15 protein-coding genes are annotated in these 16249 nt (G+C 63.5%); 7 read left to right on the forward strand and 8 right to left on the reverse strand.

All coding sequences use genetic code 11. The features are described from left to right. Positions 1-440 (forward strand): penicillin acylase family protein (locus RT028_RS06770; RefSeq protein ID WP_312933797.1); only part of this gene is annotated, 440 nt, incomplete at its 5' end. Positions 441-619: 179 nt separating this feature from the next. Here the strand turns inward: RT028_RS06770 and RT028_RS06775 are convergent. From RT028_RS06775 to hslO, 5 genes are all read right to left on the reverse strand, one after another. Next, complete coding sequence (locus RT028_RS06775; protein WP_312933799.1) at positions 620-1405, reverse strand: MetQ/NlpA family ABC transporter substrate-binding protein; 786 nt, start codon at positions 1403-1405, stop codon at positions 620-622. Positions 1406-1591: 186 nt separating this feature from the next. Beyond that, positions 1592-2539: a sigma-54-dependent transcriptional regulator gene (locus RT028_RS06780; protein ID WP_312933801.1), complete on the reverse strand. Its 948-nt coding sequence runs from the start codon at positions 2537-2539 to the stop codon at positions 1592-1594. A gap of 52 nt (positions 2540-2591) precedes the next feature. After that, positions 2592-3173, reverse strand: coding sequence for an alpha/beta hydrolase (locus tag RT028_RS06785; RefSeq protein WP_312933802.1), 582 nt, complete (start codon positions 3171-3173; stop codon positions 2592-2594). Positions 3174-3366: 193 nt separating this feature from the next. After that, positions 3367-4908 (reverse strand): phosphoenolpyruvate carboxykinase, encoded by a 1542-nt coding sequence (locus RT028_RS06790; protein ID WP_312933804.1) that lies wholly within the window; start codon positions 4906-4908, stop codon positions 3367-3369. A 182-nt stretch (positions 4909-5090) separates the two neighbouring features. Then, entirely contained in the window at positions 5091-5990 is a 900-nt protein-coding gene (gene hslO, locus RT028_RS06795) for an Hsp33 family molecular chaperone HslO (protein WP_312933806.1), read from the reverse strand. 107 nt (positions 5991-6097) lie between these two features. Between hslO and RT028_RS06800 the strand changes: the two genes are divergently transcribed. Further along, positions 6098-6898: a phosphatase PAP2 family protein gene (locus tag RT028_RS06800; RefSeq protein WP_312933808.1), complete on the forward strand. Its 801-nt coding sequence runs from the start codon at positions 6098-6100 to the stop codon at positions 6896-6898. Positions 6899-6969: 71 nt separating this feature from the next. Here RT028_RS06800 and RT028_RS06805 read toward each other — a convergent pair whose 3' ends face one another. After that, on the reverse strand, positions 6970-7371 hold the full coding sequence (locus RT028_RS06805) for an RNA-binding S4 domain-containing protein (RefSeq protein ID WP_312933810.1): 402 nt from the start codon (positions 7369-7371) through the stop codon (positions 6970-6972). A 109-nt stretch (positions 7372-7480) separates the two neighbouring features. On the opposite strand from RT028_RS06805, the gene RT028_RS06810 reads away from it, so the two are divergent. Then, positions 7481-7963 (forward strand): ATP-dependent zinc protease, encoded by a 483-nt coding sequence (locus RT028_RS06810; RefSeq protein ID WP_312933898.1) that lies wholly within the window; start codon positions 7481-7483, stop codon positions 7961-7963. Beyond that, on the forward strand, positions 7960-8865 hold the full coding sequence (gene rimK, locus RT028_RS06815; RefSeq protein ID WP_312933812.1) for a 30S ribosomal protein S6--L-glutamate ligase: 906 nt from the start codon (positions 7960-7962) through the stop codon (positions 8863-8865). Before RT028_RS06810 ends, rimK begins: the two co-directional genes overlap by 4 nt. Positions 8866-9051: 186 nt before the next feature. Here rimK and RT028_RS06820 read toward each other — a convergent pair whose 3' ends face one another. Then, a complete protein-coding gene (locus tag RT028_RS06820) occupies positions 9052-10365 on the reverse strand; it encodes an ATP-binding protein (protein WP_312933818.1) in 1314 nt (437 codons plus the stop codon). Between the two features lie 114 nt (positions 10366-10479). After that, positions 10480-11220 carry a two-component system response regulator OmpR gene (ompR, locus tag RT028_RS06825; protein WP_312933828.1) on the reverse strand — a complete coding sequence of 247 codons (741 nt, stop codon included), beginning with the start codon at positions 11218-11220 and terminating at the stop codon, positions 10480-10482. Between the two features lie 230 nt (positions 11221-11450). Between ompR and RT028_RS06830 the strand changes: the two genes are divergently transcribed. The 3 genes from RT028_RS06830 (at position 11451) to RT028_RS06840 (ending at position 16204) form a co-directional block, all read left to right on the forward strand. Then, the gene (locus RT028_RS06830) at positions 11451-13775 is read left to right on the forward strand and encodes a Tex family protein (RefSeq protein ID WP_312933830.1); all 2325 of its coding nucleotides are present in this window, start codon (positions 11451-11453) and stop codon (positions 13773-13775) included. Between the two features lie 210 nt (positions 13776-13985). Next, positions 13986-15578 (forward strand): glutamate--cysteine ligase, encoded by a 1593-nt coding sequence (gene gshA / locus RT028_RS06835; protein ID WP_312933832.1) that lies wholly within the window; start codon positions 13986-13988, stop codon positions 15576-15578. Continuing rightward, the gene (locus RT028_RS06840; protein ID WP_312933834.1) at positions 15578-16204 is read left to right on the forward strand and encodes a TetR/AcrR family transcriptional regulator; all 627 of its coding nucleotides are present in this window, start codon (positions 15578-15580) and stop codon (positions 16202-16204) included. The genes gshA and RT028_RS06840 overlap by 1 nt, the downstream gene beginning before the upstream one ends. Positions 16205-16249: the final 45 nt, after the last annotated feature.

Below are 16249 nucleotides of genomic sequence, written 5' to 3' on the forward strand. Positions count from 1 at the left end.
AGCGCAGCCTCACGCACCTGCGCGACACCCTCGGCGCCGACCCGGCCCGCTGGCAGTGGGGCAAGGCCCACACCCTGACCCACGCCCACCCGCTGGGCGTGCGCAAGCCGCTGGACTGGCTGCTCAACGTCGGCCCCTACCCTGCGCCGGGCACCCACGAAGTGCCGAACAACCTTTCCGCCAGGATCGGCCCGGCGCCATGGCCGGTGACCTATGGGCCGTCGACCCGACGCATCATCGACTTCGCCGATGCCGGCCAAGCCTTGAGCAGCAACCCGGTCGGCCAGAGTGGGGTGCCGTTCGACCGCCACTACGCCGATCAGGCGCAGGGTTACATCCAGGGCATTTATGTCCGCGCGCAGATGGCGGTGATTCCGGCGCGCAGCACGTTGCGGCTATTGCCGAGCACAGGCTCAGAGGTGCCGAAAGCTGCGCAGTAATGGCTGCCGGGCGGCACATCGCAGCTGAGCGCGGCGCCGGGCCGGTCGCACTGAGGCACGCTGTGAACTGTGCCCTGCGCGCGACAGTGGTGCCCCACTATCAGGCCAACCTTCGTGGAAAAGCCTGCAAAAAAAACCGGCGCAGGCGCCGGTTTCTTGGAGATGCTGGGCTGCGCCGATCAGAACGCCGGCAGCACTGCACCCTGGTATTTCTTCTCGATGAAGGCTTTCACTTCCGGGCTGGTCAGCGCCTTGGCCAGTTTCTGCACGGCCTCGCTGTCCTTGTTGTCCGGGCGGGCGACCAGGAAGTTCACGTAAGGCGAGTCGCTGCCTTCGATCACCAGCGCGTCCTTCGCCGGGTTCAGGCCCGCCTCAAGCGCGTAGTTGGTGTTGATCATGTCCAGGTCGACCTGATCGAGCACGCGCGGCAGCATGGCCGATTCCAGCTCGCGGAATTTCAGGTGTTTCTTGTTCTCGGCAATGTCCTTGGGCGTGGCCAGGGCGTTGGTCGGATCTTTCAGGGTGATCAAGCCAGCTTTCTGCAGCAGCAACAGCGCGCGGCCGCTGTTGCTGCCCTCATTGGGAATGGCAACGGTGGCGCCGTCTTTCAGCTCGTCCAGGCTCTTGACCTTCTTCGAGTAGCCGCCGAAGGGTTCGACATGAACACCGATCACGGTTTCCAGATGGGTGCCCTTGCCTTCGTTGAAGCTCTTCAGGTACGGCAGGGTCTGGAAGTAGTTGGCGTCCAGACGCTTCTGGTCGACCTGCACGTTGGGCTGCACGTAGTCGGTGAACACCTTGATCTCGAGGTCCACCCCTTCCTTGGCCAGGGTCGGTTTGATCAGTTCGAGGATTTCGGCATGAGGCACCGGGGTTGCGGCGACGATCAGTTTTTCAGCGGCATTGGCAAAACCCGAGAGCGACAGCGCAGCGGCCAGGGCGGTGGTCAGCAACGTCTTTTTCATGGTGTTCCTTGTTCGAGTTCGATGACCATCGGCGATGGCGAGGTTCGGGTGCCGGCGGGCAGTCCAGCCGGCGTGATGCGGACGATACCGGGATTCTTTATGCCTTAACAATCTCTTTCATCATGCTTTTTATGCCAAAAAAGAACACCGTTATAACCATTGGCGGGACCGCCCGCGACGGCAGGTTCATGATGCTGATAAGCCCAGTGCCGACAGCGCCTCGCTCAGGGTTTGCCTGAGCCGATTCAGGGTCTGCGGCTCACGGCTCTGAGCAATCTGCGCTGCGTGGGCCGCCAGTTGCTGGATCGGATCGAGTGTGGGTAGCCCAAGGTCCTCGACCTGCACCTCATCACTGCCGCTCACGAGCAGCGCAAAATGAATGACGTTCTCCAGCTCCCGCGTGTTGCCAGGCCAGCTGTGGGCCTGGAGCGCCAGCTGCGCCGCCTCGCTGAGCAGGGGCACGGCGCGCTCGAGCCGAACGCTGTAGATGCCCACGAAGTATTCAGCCAACGGCAGGATGTCGCCCACGCGCTCGCGCAACGCGGGCAATACCAGCTCGCCCTCGCGTAGATAGCGGTGCAAACCGTCGTTGAATCGACCGGCACGCACAGCGCCGGCCAGGTCGATGCTGGAGGCGGCCACCAGGCGTACGTCCACGGGGTGTGGCTGCTGCGCGCCAACCCGCGTCACCTCACGATTTTCCAACGCCGCGAGCAGCTTGGCCTGGATGGTCAGGGGCAGGTCGGCGATTTCGTCCAGGTACAAGGTGCCGCCGTTCGCCGAGCCGAACCAACCCGCGCGGCCACTGGCCGTGCCGCCCAGGCTGCCAGGGCTGTAGCCGAACAGTTCGGCGTCGGCGTAAGTGGGGCTGATGGCCGCGCAGTTGACCGACACGAACAGGCCGCCGCGGTCGCTGGCGCGATGCACTTGGCGCGCCAGCAACTCCTTGCCAGTCCCGGTCTCGCCACGAATCAATACCGGCAGCGGTTGCGGCGCCAGGCGTTCCAGTTGCTGACGCAGGCGCTGAGAGCGCGGATCGACGAACACCAGTGCCTTGGCGCGGATGCTCAGCGGGCTTTTGTCCAGCTCGGGGAAGGTCAGCAGCGGCTGACCGAGGGGGTGATGCAGGCTCATCGGGGACTCCCAGCAGACCGCCCTGTTCGGCGGCTGCGTTGATGCCGGTGGATCAGGCGCGCCGCAGCAGGCGCTGTTCGGCCTGCCCTTGCAGCCGGTAGAGCAAGGCGAAACCTTGCTCCCAGCGCTCATGCCCGGACTTGACGTTGATGTGCCCGGCGCCCGGCAGCAGTGCCACCTCAGCGCCCCAGGCCTGGGCCAGTTGCACGGCGCGCGTGGTACTGACGGCGGGGTCGTTATCGGAACTCACTACGTGGCTGGCGAACGGCAGCCGCTGCATCGGAATCGACGCGAAGTTGTGCAACGCTGGCGAGCAGCCAGCCCGTTCCACATCCGCCGGCGCCACCAGCAAGGCACCCTGCACGCGCTCGAGCAACGCGGTGTCGGCCTGGGCCGCCCAGTGCGCCACGGTGATGCAGCCCAGGCTATGGGCCACGAGGATGACAGGGCCAGGCGCTGCAAGGATGGCGTGCTCCAGCGCTGCGACCCAGTCGAGCCGTTGCGGGGCGAGCCAGTCATGCTGCTCGACCCGGGCACTGTTGGGCAACGTGCGCTGCCAGTGGCTCTGCCAGTGATTGTCTGGCGACCCTTGCCAGCCCGGCACGATCAGGTAGCGGATCGTTTGGTTGCGCATGGAGAAACTCCCTGAAGAATCGTGTTCGTTTCGGGAGAGTATAAGGATGCGTTTAGATACTTAAAGGAATAAGTGGCTATTTATTAATAACCAAAAATATTATCGGTGCATCGTTGCCTTCGCTCGCTCGCGCGCCAGGCGACCACAAAAAAGCCGCCCTGGAGGGCGGCTTCTTATCATCGACGGCGAGGCGTTACAGCTGAGGACCTGCCGCAACGATGGCGTCGGAAACCTCGAACTTCTTGAAGTTCTCGACGAACAGCTTGGCCAGACCCTTGGCGGCTTCATCGTAGGCCGCCTGGTCAGCCCAGGTGTTGCGCGGGTTGAGCAGTTGAGTCTCGACGCCCGGCACAGCTTTTGGCACGTCCAGGTTGATCACGCCAACATGCTCGGTTTCAGCACCCACCAGCGCACCGCTCTGGATCGCAGCAATCACCGCACGCGTGGTCGGGATGTTGAAGCGCTTGCCAACGCCGTAGCCACCGCCGGTCCAGCCGGTGTTGACCAGGTAGACCTTCGAGCCGAAACCATTGATGCGCTTGATCAGCAGCTCAGCGTATTCGCCAGCCGGACGCGGGAAGAACGGTGCGCCAAAGCAGGTGGAGAAGGTCGACTTGATGCCGCCGCCCGAGCCCATTTCGGTGGAACCGACCAGCGCGGTGTAACCGGACAGGAAGTGGTAGGCCGCCTGTTCGTTGTTGAGGATCGACACCGGCGGCAGTACACCGGTCAGGTCGCAGGTCAGGAAGATCACGGCATTGGGTTCGCCGCCCAGGTTCGCTTCCGAACGCTTGGCAACGTGCTCCAGCGGGTAGGCCGCGCGGCTGTTCTGGGTCAGGCTGACATCGGTGTAGTCGGCGTGCTTGGCGTCATCGATGATGACGTTTTCCAGCACAGCGCCATGCTTGATGGCTTTCCAGATGACCGGCTCGTTCTTCTCGGAAAGGTCGATGCACTTGGCATAGCAACCACCTTCCATGTTGAACACCACGCCCTCGCCCCAGCCGTGCTCGTCGTCGCCGATCAGGTAGCGGCTTTCGTCAGCCGACAGGGTGGTCTTGCCAGTGCCCGACAGGCCGAAGAACAGGGTCACGTCGCCCTCTTCGCCAATGTTGGCCGCGCAGTGCATGGGCAGCACGTCGGCAGCCGGCAGCAGGAAGTTCTGCACCGAGAACATGGCTTTCTTCATTTCGCCGGCATAACGCATGCCTGCGATGAGGACTTTCTTCTGCGCGAAGTTGATGATCACGCAGCCGTCGGAGTTGGTGCCGTCACGCTCTGGCACGCACTCGAAGTTGGCCACGTTGAGCACTTGCCACTCGTCGCGGCCCGCTGGGTTGTACTGCTCGGGATTGATGAACAGGCAACGGCCAAACAGGTTCTGCCAGGCGGTCTGGGTGGTCATCTTGACCGCCAGGTAGTGCTCGGCGGCGGCCCCTACGTGAACGTAGGAAACGAAGTGATCCTGGGCATCGTTGAAGGCCTGCACGCGATCCCACAGCGCGTCGAACTTGTCGGCTGGGAACTTGCGGTTGATCGGGCCCCAGGCGATGGCGTCCTGAGTAGTGGATTCTTCGACGATGAAACGATCAGCCGGCGAACGGCCTGTGCGGTGGCCGGTTTCCACAACCAGCGCACCTGTATCGGCCAGCACGCCTTCACCGCGGGACAGCGCTTCTTTTACCAGTTCATCGACGCTCAGGTCGGTGTGCACGGTGTTATTGGCTTGCGTCATGCGAGTTCCTCATCCGGCCCGAGGCCGAGTGCTCCGAACGTTTTTGTAGTTGTCTGTAAAAAACTACTACAGTGGAAAAAAGTGGCGGGATTATGCCAGAAACGCCCAAAAAAAGTAGGCCCCTCCTGTCAGAACAGGGGTTTAGCGCAATTCGACAGGAGATTATCGCGAGCTTAAACGTTTCAGTGGCGAGTTTCTGAAGGCGTCTCCGTGCCGCCACCGCTGAACAACTGCTCGATATCGCTGGCATCGAAGGCATATCGCTCATTGCAGAACTGGCAATCCACTTCCACTTGCCCACCACATTCTTCGACCAGCGCCTTGGCATCGGCTTCGCCGAGGCTGGCCAGAGCATTGCCGGAACGCTCACGCGAACAGCTGCAGTGAAAGCGCAGCGACTGGCCGTCGAACAGGCGCACCGCGTCTTCGTGGAACAGACGGTGCAGCAAGGTCTCGTTGCTCTCGACCCACTCCTCGGCTTTCAACGTGCTGGCCAGTGCCAGCACATGCTGCCAGCTCTCCTCACGTTCGTCTTCGTCCGGCTCACGGTCGACCGGCAGCTGTTGCAGCAGCAGGCCACGCGCCTTGCCTTCGCTGACGTCGAGCCAGAAGCGCGTGTTCAGCTGCTGCGATTGAATGAAATAGTTTGTGAAGCACTGGGCGATGTCGACGCCGTCGAGGTCGACGGTGCCCTGGTAGCGCTGGCCCTTGATCGGATCGATGGTGAGCGTCAGGTGGCCATCGGGCATCAGCTCGGCCAGGGTGGCGTCAGCGTTGATCTGATCGGCTTCATAGCGAGCCACGCCGCGAATCTCACGCTCACCCGAGCACTCCACCATCAATAGAGGAATGGGGCCCTGCGAGCGCGCCTGCAGAATCAGCAGGCCGTCGAACTTCAACGCGCCGACCAGCAACGCTGTGGCCGCCATCAGTTCGCCAAGCAAGGTCGCGACCGGGGCCGGGTAGGCATGGCGGGACAGGACCTGGGCATAGCTGTGATCCAGCGACACCCACTCGCCGCGGATATCGCGGTCGTCGAAGATGAAACGTTGGGTGAAATCGGTGTCGGGCAAGTCGCTCATAGGTTCTGTTATCTGAAAATAATGTCAAAATAATGTGAAAAGGATGAATATCCCGCTGCCGAGCGCTGTCTGAACGCTCTCATTTTTGCTGCTGACAAAGGTATTTTATGGACAATCAACCCCTGTTCCAAGCCGAGTGGCGTTGGGGCCCCTTGGCAGTCTGCACCCTTCTGCCCATTGCACTACTGTGTTTCTGGTTATGGCCCATTGGCCAGATGCTGTGCCTGACTTTCGACGAGTGGCTGTTCCACGCCCTCAATGCCCCCCTGGCAGAAAACACCACATGGCGGCTGATCTGGACCGCGGGCAGCCTGCGCCCCTTCGACATCGTCGTCGGGCTGATCATGCTGGCGCTGCTGATCCGGGGCGACTGGGTGTTCAGGGCCTTCCAGGTGCGTGAAGCGTTTTTCGGCTTTCTGGTCGCGCTGCTTCTCTTAGTGGTGATTCGCGCCGTGTTTTCCAAGTGGGTCGATGCCATGGGCTGGCAGCATTCCAGCCCATCGATGAATTTCGACAGCGCTGTGCACCTGAGTGACTACTACCCCAACCTGGAAAAATCCTGGGAGCTCAAGGACCGCTCGAGCAAGAGTTTCCCGGGTGACCACGCGTCTGTGCTGCTGATCTGGGCGCTGTTCATGAGCCTGTTCGCGCGCCGCGCCTTGCACCATGTCGCGATCTGGGCCCTGGCCCTGGTGTTCATGCTGCCGCGCCTGGTGGCCGGCGCCCACTGGGGCCAGGATGACTACATCGGTGGCCTGCTGATGGCAGTGCTCGCGCTGGGCTGGAGCTGCTACACCCCGTTGGCGGCCAAGGCCAGCGCGGCACTGGTACGCTGGACGGCGCCGCTGTTCCGCATCCTGCACAAGCTGCCGCTGATCAACCGCATGAGTGTGGTGCGTCGCGCCTGACCGTCTGACCGGGGCGGCAGAGCGCCGCCCACTGCAACCGAGCCCTGCACCGCGCAGGTTCGTCACAGGTATCAGTCGAAACTGCCGTGCAGATGATGGATCTGCCGGCGCTGTTTCTTGTTCGGTCGACCGTCGGTGGTCATGCCCAAGGCGCCTGCCTTGCGCAACTCGGCCGCTTTCTCGCGCTGACGAATGCTCTCTTCGGTTTCCTCGTACAGGGTTTGCGCTTCAGGCGCGCCGCGGCGCACGCTGGACAGCGCCTTGACCAACACGGTCTTCTCGTCAAACCCCATGCGCAGCACGAACTGGTCGCCGAGCCGCGGCTCCTTGCCAGGTTTGCAGCGTTCACCACGACAGTGCACCTTGCCGCTCTCGATGGCCGCCTTGGCCAAGGCACGCGTCTTGTAGAACCGGGCCGCCCAGAGCCACTTGTCGAGGCGAACCTTGTCGTCATCTTCCGCCTTGCCTGCCATCTGTTTCCCTCGAATTCTTTCGTTCAAGGAACTGTACTACCTTCACTTGCGGATGCAAAAAATCCGTGCGGTGCTTACAGTGCACCACCTTATCCGCAGGGTGCGTTTAGTGAAGACATTTGACCATCTGAGTGTGATCGGCCTGCGCGAGTGGGTCGCCTTGCCAGGCCTGGGTGTTGCCGGGCTGCGGGCCAAGATCGACACCGGCGCCAGCACCTCCAGCCTGCATGCCACCGACATCGAACTGTTCGAGCGCGACGGCCAGCCCTGGGTGCGTTTCATCGCTCACCTGGGCAGCCTCCAGCAGCTGCGCCATCACCCCGGCGAAGCACCTCTGGTCTCGATCAAACGGGTCAGAAGCTCCAATGGGCACGCGCAAACCCGCTACGTGATCCGAACGCCGCTGGCACTGGGTGATCGGGTCTGGGAAGTCGAGTTCACCCTGGCCTGTAGAAAACGCATGCGCTATCGACTTTTGATTGGCTCGAAAGCACTTGTTCACGGTCAACTGGTAGTGAACCCAGGATTGAAATACGTACAGGACAAACCGGCCTATCCGGCAATCATTTTTCCCGCAACAGGTGCCGCATGAAGATCGCCGTGCTTTCGCGTAATCCGCGTTTGTATTCCACCCGCCGCCTGGTCGAGGCTGGCACCCAGCGTGGCCATGAGATGGTCGTCATCGATACGCTTCGGGCGTACATGAACATTGCCAGTCACAAACCGCAGATCCATTACCGCGGCAAGCCGCTGGAGGGTTTCGACGCGGTCATTCCACGCATCGGTGCCTCGGTGACGTTCTACGGCTGCGCGGTGCTGCGCCAGTTCGAGATGATGGGTGTGTACCCACTGAACGAATCGGTGGCGATCGCACGCTCGCGCGACAAGCTGCGCTCGCTGCAGCTGCTGTCGCGACGCGGTATCGGTCTGCCGGTCACAGGGTTTGCGCACTCGCCTGACGACATCCCCGACCTCATCGACATGGTCAGCGGCGCCCCCCTGGTGATCAAGGTGCTCGAAGGCACCCAGGGGATCGGCGTGGTGCTGTGTGAAACCGCCAAGGCCGCAGAATCGGTGATCGAGGCGTTCATGGGCCTGAAGCAGAACATCATGGTCCAGGAATACATCAAGGAGGCCGGGGGCGCCGATATCCGCTGTTTCGTAGTGGGCGACAAGGTCATTGCCTCGATGAAGCGCCAGGCCAAGCCCGGCGAGTTCCGCTCCAACCTGCACCGCGGCGGCGTTGCCAGCCTGATCAAGATCACCCCCGAAGAACGCATGACGGCCATCCGTGCGGCCAAGGTCATGGGCTTGAGCGTGGCGGGCGTGGATATCCTGCGCTCCAACCACGGCCCCCTGGTCATGGAGGTGAACTCCTCGCCGGGCCTGGAAGGGATCGAAGTCACTACCAGCAAGGACGTGGCAGGCATGATCATCGAACACCTGGAAAAGCACGGCGGCCCTAACCAGACGCGGACCAAGGGCAAGGGCTGAACGCAGTCAGGCCCGGTGCACTGTACGTGTGCATCGGGCCTGACGTGAAGGGGCTGTACATCGAGAGCACTGGCCTGCGTGGGTCGACCGGCGTGGCCCGACCAACGTGGGCCGACCAACGTGGCCCTACCGGCTTGGCCCGACTCTCCAAGGCCGACTCAGCGCAGACGTTTCATACCGCGCCGATCAGACCGCATTGCGCGGCAGCATCAAGCCCAGTGGCAGCCTGACGCGGGCCTCTATCCCTCCACCCGAACGGTTACGCAGCTCGACATTGCCGCCATGTTGGGCGGCAATCCGCTTGACGATCGCAAGGCCCAGACCGGTGCCCTTGCCGCCGCGGGCCCGGTCACCGCGAATGAACGGGTTGAAGATGCTCTGCAGCTCAGACTCGTCGATCCCTACCCCTCGATCCAGCACGCTCAGTACCACATAAGGCGCGCTGTGGTCCCCCGACACATAGGCCGCCACTTCCACCCCCTCCCCGGCATGGTGCAGGGCGTTGCCGATCAGGTTGTCGAGCATTCGCTTGATCGATATCCGGCGCAGCGGAAACGGCGGGATCGGCTCGAGGCACAAACGCACACGCTCTTGCGGCTGGTTGTAGGGCGCTACCACTTCACCGATCAGCGCCGTGAGGTCGATATCTTCCACCGGCTCGTCGCGGCCATCGCGGATGAACGCCAGGAACTGATCGAGAATGGCATCCATGTCTTCGATGTCGCGGACCATGTCATCGGTCAGGTCGTTTTCCGAGCCCATCAATGACAACGACAGCCGCAACCGCGTCAGCGGCGTGCGCAAGTCGTGGGAAACCCCGGCCAGCATGAGTTCTCGCTCGCGGCCAGCCTGTTCGACGTCTTCGGCCATCTGGTTGAAGGAGCGGTACACCTCGGCCATTTCGCTGGGGGTATCGCTGATCGGCAGCCGCACGCTGCGCCCCTGGCCCAGCTGCCGAGCGGCGAACACCAGGCGCTTGAGCGGCTGGTTGAGCTGGCGCACGAAAATCCAGGCCGAAGCGGTGGACAGCAGGCCAATGGCCAGGAACCAGCCCAGCACGTTCCAGATTTTCTGGCCGCGCAACGGATGCGGGTACAACGGCACCTTCAACCAGCCCGGCCCCAGGCTCGGCGCATTGACCCACAGCGCCGGCGGGGCGTGGATACGCAAGCGCACCTCGGTGTCCTCGCCGAGCTCGGCCTGCATCTGGCGCTGGTAGATCTCGCTGTAGGGCCAATGCTGTTCACCCTCTGGCACCCCGGAGCCGGTGACCCGGATCAGCCCTGCAGCTTCGGCGATCTGCTCGCGGTTCTCTTCGTCAGCTGCCCAGTACGCACGCAGGGTCAGGGCCACGCCGTGGCTGTACTGGCGATCGACCAGCACGTCTTCGTTCATCAGCAGGTACACCAGGGTCAGCGCCTTGGAGAACAGCACGACGATCAGCACCAGCCACAAGGTGCGGGAGAAGAAGCTTTGCGGGAACCAGAGGGGGGTTTTCATGGCATGACTACTGTGTGGCAAGGGCAGGACGGAACTGCGCGAGCGTTACAGACGCAAGCAGGGCGACCCCGAAGGATCGCCCTGCAGCCTCAGCGGCGCCCTGCAAACGGCACTTCATTTACTGGCGTTGCCATCCGGCACGAAGACATAACCCACGCCCCAGACCGTCTGGATATAGCGCGGTTTGGAAGGGTCGGGCTCGATCATGCGGCGCAGGCGGGAAATCTGCACGTCGATGGAGCGCTCCAGCGCGTCCCACTCGCGGCCACGGGCCAGGCTCATCAGCTTGTCTCGGGTCAGCGGCTCGCGGGCGTGCATGACCAGTGCTTTAAGCACGGCGAACTCGCCGGTGGTGAGCATGTGGACTTCCTCGCCACGCTTGAGCTCGCGGGTGGCCAGGGACAGCTCGTAGTCGCCAAAGGTGACGGTTTCGTCTTCGCTGCCTGGCGCGCCCGGCACGCTCGGCGACTGGCGGCGCAGCACGGCCTTGACGCGGGCGACCAGTTCATCGGGGTTGAAGGGTTTGGCCAGGTAGTCATCGGCGCCCAGCTCCAGGCCCTTGATGCGGCTCAGCTCATCGCCCTTGGCGGTGAGCATGATGATCGGGATCCGGTTGTTCGCGGCACGTAGCCGGCGGCAGGCAGACAGGCCGTCTTCGCCGGGCAGCATCAGGTCGAGCACCACGAGGTTGAAGACTTCACGCGCCAGCAGGCGGTCCATGTGCTCGGCATTGGGCACCGCACGGGCGCGATAGCCTTTGCTGGTGAAGAAACGCTCGAGCAGGCTGCTCAGCCCGGGATCGTCATCGACGATGAGAATCTTCTCGCCTTCAACGTTGTTTGCAGTGCTGCTCATGAATAGCTCCTCTGATGTCGGCACGCATTATGGCGTAGCCGCTGAGCCGCGTGCCCTGTGCATTGTTAACAGATTTTTCCCGGGGTGCCACTTCCCGGTCCTCAGGGCTGGCCTGGAGCTATCACCGCACGCTGGGCGCGATGGGTATAATGCGCGGCTTTCCATCGCGGCAGCCCGTTGCGGGCGCCTCATGCGGTCTTCAGTACTCACAATTTTGTCAGGTGGTTTTCATGGACAGCATCAACAGCCGTATCGCCGAGGAACTGGGCGTTCGCCCACAGCAGGTCGAGGCGGCCGTGGCCTTGTTGGACGAAGGCTCGACGGTGCCTTTCATCGCCCGTTACCGCAAAGAAGTCACTGGTAGCCTGGACGACACCCAGTTGCGCCACCTCGACGAGCGCCTGCGTTACCTGCGCGAACTCGACGAGCGCCGCGCCAGCATCCTGGCGAGCATCCAGGAACAGGGCAAGCTGACCCCGGAGCTGACCCGCGACATCAACCTGGCCGACACCAAGACCCGCCTCGAAGACCTCTACCTGCCGTACAAGCAGAAACGCCGCACCAAGGGCCAGATCGCCCTGGAAGCCGGCCTCGGCGAACTGGCCGACGCACTGTTCAATGATCCGAACCTGACGCCGGAGACTGAAGCGGCACGGTTCATCGATGCCGAGAAGGGCTTCGCCGACACCAAGGCGGTGCTCGAAGGCGCCAAGTACATCCTCATGGAGCGCTTCGCCGAAGACGCCAGCCTGCTCAGCAACCTGCGCGGCTACCTCAAGGACAACGCCACCCTGAGTGCCCGGGTAATCTCCGGCAAGGAAAACGAAGGCGCCAAGTTCCGCGACTACTTCGAGCATGACGAAAAGCTCAAGGGCGCCCCGTCGCACCGCGCCCTGGCGATTTTCCGCGGCCGCAACGAGGGCATCCTCAGCGCCAGCCTCAAGGTCGGCGAGGAGCTGCCCGGCACCCTGCACCCGTGCGAAGGCATGATCGCCGAGCGTTTCGGCATCACCAATCAGGGCCGCGCCGCCGACAAGTGGCTGGGCGAAGTGGTGCGCTGGACCTGGAAGGTCAAGCTCTACACCCACCTGGAAACCGACCTGCTCGGCGAGCTGCGCGAAGCGGCGGAAAGCGAGGCGATCAACGTCTTCGCGCACAACCTGCACGACCTGCTGCTGGCAGCACCCGCCGGCCCGCGCACGACCCTGGGTCTGGACCCGGGCCTGCGCACCGGCTGCAAGGTCGCGGTGGTCGATGCCACCGGCAAGGTGCTCGACACCGCCACAGTCTACCCGCACGTGCCGCGCAACGACTGGGACCGCACCATCGCCGTGCTGGCCGCCCTGTGCGCCAAGCACTCGGTGGAGCTGCTGGCCATCGGCAACGGCACCGCCAGCCGTGAAACCGACAAGCTGGCCGCTGACCTGATCAAGCTCTACCCGGCACTGAAAATGACCAAGGTCATGGTCTCGGAAGCCGGCGCTTCGGTGTACTCGGCCTCGGAGCTGGCCGCCCGCGAGTTCCCCGACCTGGACGTGTCGATCCGCGGCGCCGTGTCGATCGCCCGCCGCCTGCAGGATCCGCTCGCCGAGCTGGTGAAGATCGACCCGAAATCGATTGGTGTCGGCCAGTACCAGCACGACGTGTCCCAGGTGAAGCTGGCGCGCGGCCTGGATGCGGTGGTGGAAGACTGTGTGAACGCCGTGGGCGTCGACGTCAATACCGCGTCGGTGGCGCTGCTGACGCGGATTTCCGGCCTCAATGCCACGCTGGCGCAGAACATCGTCGCCCACCGCGACGCCAACGGCCCGTTCGCCACCCGCGCGGCATTGAAGAAAGTCAGCCGCCTGGGCGAGAAAACCTTCGAACAGGCGGCCGGCTTCCTGCGCGTGATGAGCGGCGACAACCCACTCGATGCTTCCGCCGTGCACCCCGAGGCCTACCCGCTGGTGCAGCGCATCGCCGCCAACACCGATCGCGACATCCGCTCGCTGATCGGCGACAGCGCCTTCCTCAAGCGCCTGGACCCCAAACGCTTCACCGACGAAACCTTCGGCCTGCCCACCGTCACCGACATCCTGCAAGAGCTGGACAAGCCCGGCCGTGACCCGCGCCCCGAGTTCAAGACCGCCTCGTTCCAGGATGGCGTGGAAGACCTCAAGGACCTGGAGCCCGGCATGATCCTAGAAGGCGTGGTAACCAACGTCACCAACTTCGGCGCTTTCGTCGACATCGGCGTGCACCAGGACGGCCTGGTGCACATTTCTGCCCTGTCGGAGAAGTTCGTCAAAGACCCGCGTGAGGCCGTGAAGGCGGGGGACGTGGTCAAAGTGAAAGTCATGGAAGTAGACATCCCGCGCAAGCGGGTGGGCCTGTCGATGCGCATGAGCGACACCCCTGGCGAGAAGGTCGAAGGCCAGCGCAATGGCGGTCGTGGCCAAGGCGGCAATCGCCCGCAGCAGGCGCCTCGCCCACGTGAAACCAGCACCGCCGCGCCGGCCAACAACGCCATGGCCTCGCTGTTCGCCAACGCCAAGCAGCTGAAGAAGAAGTAAGCCTCGACGCCGACGTGTCCACAGGCGACTGGCACGTCGGCAACACCCACGGAACCTTCTCCCCCTGCTAGCTCACCAACGGGTATCTGCGGTACTTTTCCAGGGTGCGCAGGCACTGCCGGACCCGCGGAAAACAGGCGACAACGCCAGTTCCTTTTTTCCTACCCTTGTAGACCGTCATTCCTACCCCCATATTGGGCCGACTGACGCGTGAAGGAATCCAACTTGAGTGACCTCCTCAACCGCCGCCTGAGCCTGCTCGGCGCCAATCTTCCTCTGCTCGCGCAGTGCCTGCACGGCATTGAACGTGAATGCCTTCGCGTGACCGCCGAAGGTCGCCTGGCCCAGACGCCGCATCCGCATACCCTGGGATCGGCGCTGACCAACGAGCAGATCACCACCGACTATTCCGAATCCCTGCTCGAGTTCATCACCCCTGCCCTGGCCGACCCGGCCAAGGTGCTGGAGAACCTCGAAGAGATTCACCGTTTCGTCTACACCGGGCTCGGCGACGAGTACCTGTGGAGCCCCTCGATGCCCTGCCCGCTGCCGGCCGAGGAAGACATTCCCATCGCCGAGTACGGCACCTCGAACATCGGCAAGCTCAAGCACGTGTACCGCAAGGGCCTGGCGCTGCGCTATGGCCGCACCATGCAGTGCATCGCCGGCATCCATTACAATTTTTCCCTGCCCGAAGCCCTGTGGCCATTGCTGCGTGACGCCGAAGGCAGCCAGGACAGCGAGCGCGACTTCCAGTCGAAGATGTACATCGGCCTGATCCGCAATTTCCGCCGCTACAGCTGGCTGCTGATGTACCTGTTCGGCGCCTCGCCTGCGCTGGATGCGGGTTTCCTGCGCGGCCGTGCGCATCAGCTGGAGCAGTTCGACGCCAATACCCTGTACCTGCCCTACGCCACCAGCCTGCGCATGAGCGATCTGGGCTACCAGAGCAACGCGCAAGCCGGCCTCACGCCCTGCTACAACGACCTGGCCAGCTACACCGACAGCCTGCGCCGCGCGGTGGCCACGCCGTATCCGGCGTATGTCGAGGTGGGCACGCACAAGGACGGCGAGTGGGTGCAGCTCAACACCAACGTGCTGCAGATCGAAAACGAGTACTACTCCAACATCCGCCCCAAACGCGTCACCTATACCGGCGAGCGGCCGATCCAGGCCCTGGTCGCCCGGGGCGTGCAGTACGTCGAAGTGCGTTGCCTGGACATCAATCCGTTCCTGCCGGTGGGCATCGATCTTGCGCAATCGCGCTTTCTCGATGCCTTCCTGCTGCTCTGCGCGCTGGACGACAGCCCACAGCTCGACAACGCCGAGTGTGGCGAATGCACCAGCAACTTCCTGGCCGTGGTCAAGGAAGGACGCCGCCCAGGCCTGGAACTCAGCCGCAGTGGCCGGGCGATCAGCCTGAGCGATTGGGCCACCGACCTGCTCGACCGCATTGCCCCCTTCGCTGATCTGCTGGATCTGGCCCATGGCGGCGAGGCCCATGGCAATGCCCTGGACCAGCAACGCGCCAGGGTCGAGGATCCGTCGTTGACGCCGTCGGCGCGGGTGCTGGCGAGCATGCAGCAGAACCAGGAAGGCTTTGCCGCCTTCTCCATGCGCCAGAGCCTGGCCCATGCCGAAACGCTGCGTAGCGCGCCGCTGAGCAATGAGCAACAGCAGGCGTTCGAAGCGCAGGCACGTGAATCGCTGGTGGCGCAGACCCGCCTGGAGCAGGAAGAAGTGGGTGATTTCGACCTGTTCGTCGGGGCCTACCAGGCCAGCATCCTGGCCATCAGCACCTGATGAGCCGCACGCCCGGCCCGCGCCGGCCTCGCGCCAGCAGCCAGGCGCGGATCGAGGCGATTCTCGCTGCGGCCCGCGCCCTGCTGCCTGAGCACGGCGTGGCCGGGCTGTCGATCTACAGCGTGGCCGAACGGGCGCAGATCCCGCCGTCTTCGGTGTACCACTTCTTCGCCAGCGTGCCGGCCCTGCTCGAAGCATTGACCGCCGACATCCATCACGCTTTTCGCGCCGCCCTGCAAGCCCCCGTCGACAGCAGCACGCTGCGCACCTGGCACGACCTGGCGCGGCTGGTCGAGCAGCGCACCCAGGCCATCTACCGCGAGGATGCCGCGGCGCGCCAGCTGATCCTGGCCCAGCACGGGCTGAACGAAGTCACCCGCGCCGACCGCCAGCACGACCTGGAGCTGGACAGCCTGATGCGCGCGCTGTTCGACCAGCACTTTCACCTGCCGGCCCTGCCTGAGGATGTGGATGTGTTTGCCCTGGCCATGGCGCTGAGCGACAGGGTGTATGCGCGGTCGGTGCAGCTGCACGACAGCATTACGCCACGCATGGCTGAGGAAGGGATGCGGGTGTTCGAGGCGTACCTGGGGTTGTACCTGCCGGCCTATCTGGCAAAGCGCTGACATCGAGACAAACTCCGCGCCGTGGCCGTTGGCCAGCCCGGCGCG

Origin of the sequence: Pseudomonas sp., from assembly GCF_032058845.1 — a bacterium.
In the GTDB taxonomy this organism is placed as follows: domain Bacteria; phylum Pseudomonadota; class Gammaproteobacteria; order Pseudomonadales; family Pseudomonadaceae; genus Aquipseudomonas.

What these genes read in the sequence shown, in the direction of transcription:
- RT028_RS06830 (WP_312933830.1), top strand. Translation starts at nt 11,451, where the DNA reads ATGGACAGCATCAACAGCCGTATCGCCGAGGAACTGGGCGTTCGCCCA.
- RT028_RS06805 (WP_312933810.1), bottom strand. Translation starts at nt 7,371, where the DNA reads ATGGCAGGCAAGGCGGAAGATGACGACAAGGTTCGCCTCGACAAGTGG.
- ompR (WP_312933828.1), bottom strand. Translation starts at nt 11,220, where the DNA reads ATGAGCAGCACTGCAAACAACGTTGAAGGCGAGAAGATTCTCATCGTC.
- hslO (WP_312933806.1), bottom strand. Translation starts at nt 5,990, where the DNA reads ATGAGCGACTTGCCCGACACCGATTTCACCCAACGTTTCATCTTCGAC.
- RT028_RS06780 (WP_312933801.1), bottom strand. Translation starts at nt 2,539, where the DNA reads ATGAGCCTGCATCACCCCCTCGGTCAGCCGCTGCTGACCTTCCCCGAG.
- RT028_RS06840 (WP_312933834.1), top strand. Translation starts at nt 15,578, where the DNA reads ATGAGCCGCACGCCCGGCCCGCGCCGGCCTCGCGCCAGCAGCCAGGCG.
- RT028_RS06820 (WP_312933818.1), bottom strand. Translation starts at nt 10,365, where the DNA reads ATGAAAACCCCCCTCTGGTTCCCGCAAAGCTTCTTCTCCCGCACCTTG.
- RT028_RS06790 (WP_312933804.1), bottom strand. Translation starts at nt 4,908, where the DNA reads ATGACGCAAGCCAATAACACCGTGCACACCGACCTGAGCGTCGATGAA.
- RT028_RS06785 (WP_312933802.1), bottom strand. Translation starts at nt 3,173, where the DNA reads ATGCGCAACCAAACGATCCGCTACCTGATCGTGCCGGGCTGGCAAGGG.
- RT028_RS06800 (WP_312933808.1), top strand. Translation starts at nt 6,098, where the DNA reads ATGGACAATCAACCCCTGTTCCAAGCCGAGTGGCGTTGGGGCCCCTTG.
- rimK (WP_312933812.1), top strand. Translation starts at nt 7,960, where the DNA reads ATGAAGATCGCCGTGCTTTCGCGTAATCCGCGTTTGTATTCCACCCGC.
- RT028_RS06775 (WP_312933799.1), bottom strand. Translation starts at nt 1,405, where the DNA reads ATGAAAAAGACGTTGCTGACCACCGCCCTGGCCGCTGCGCTGTCGCTC.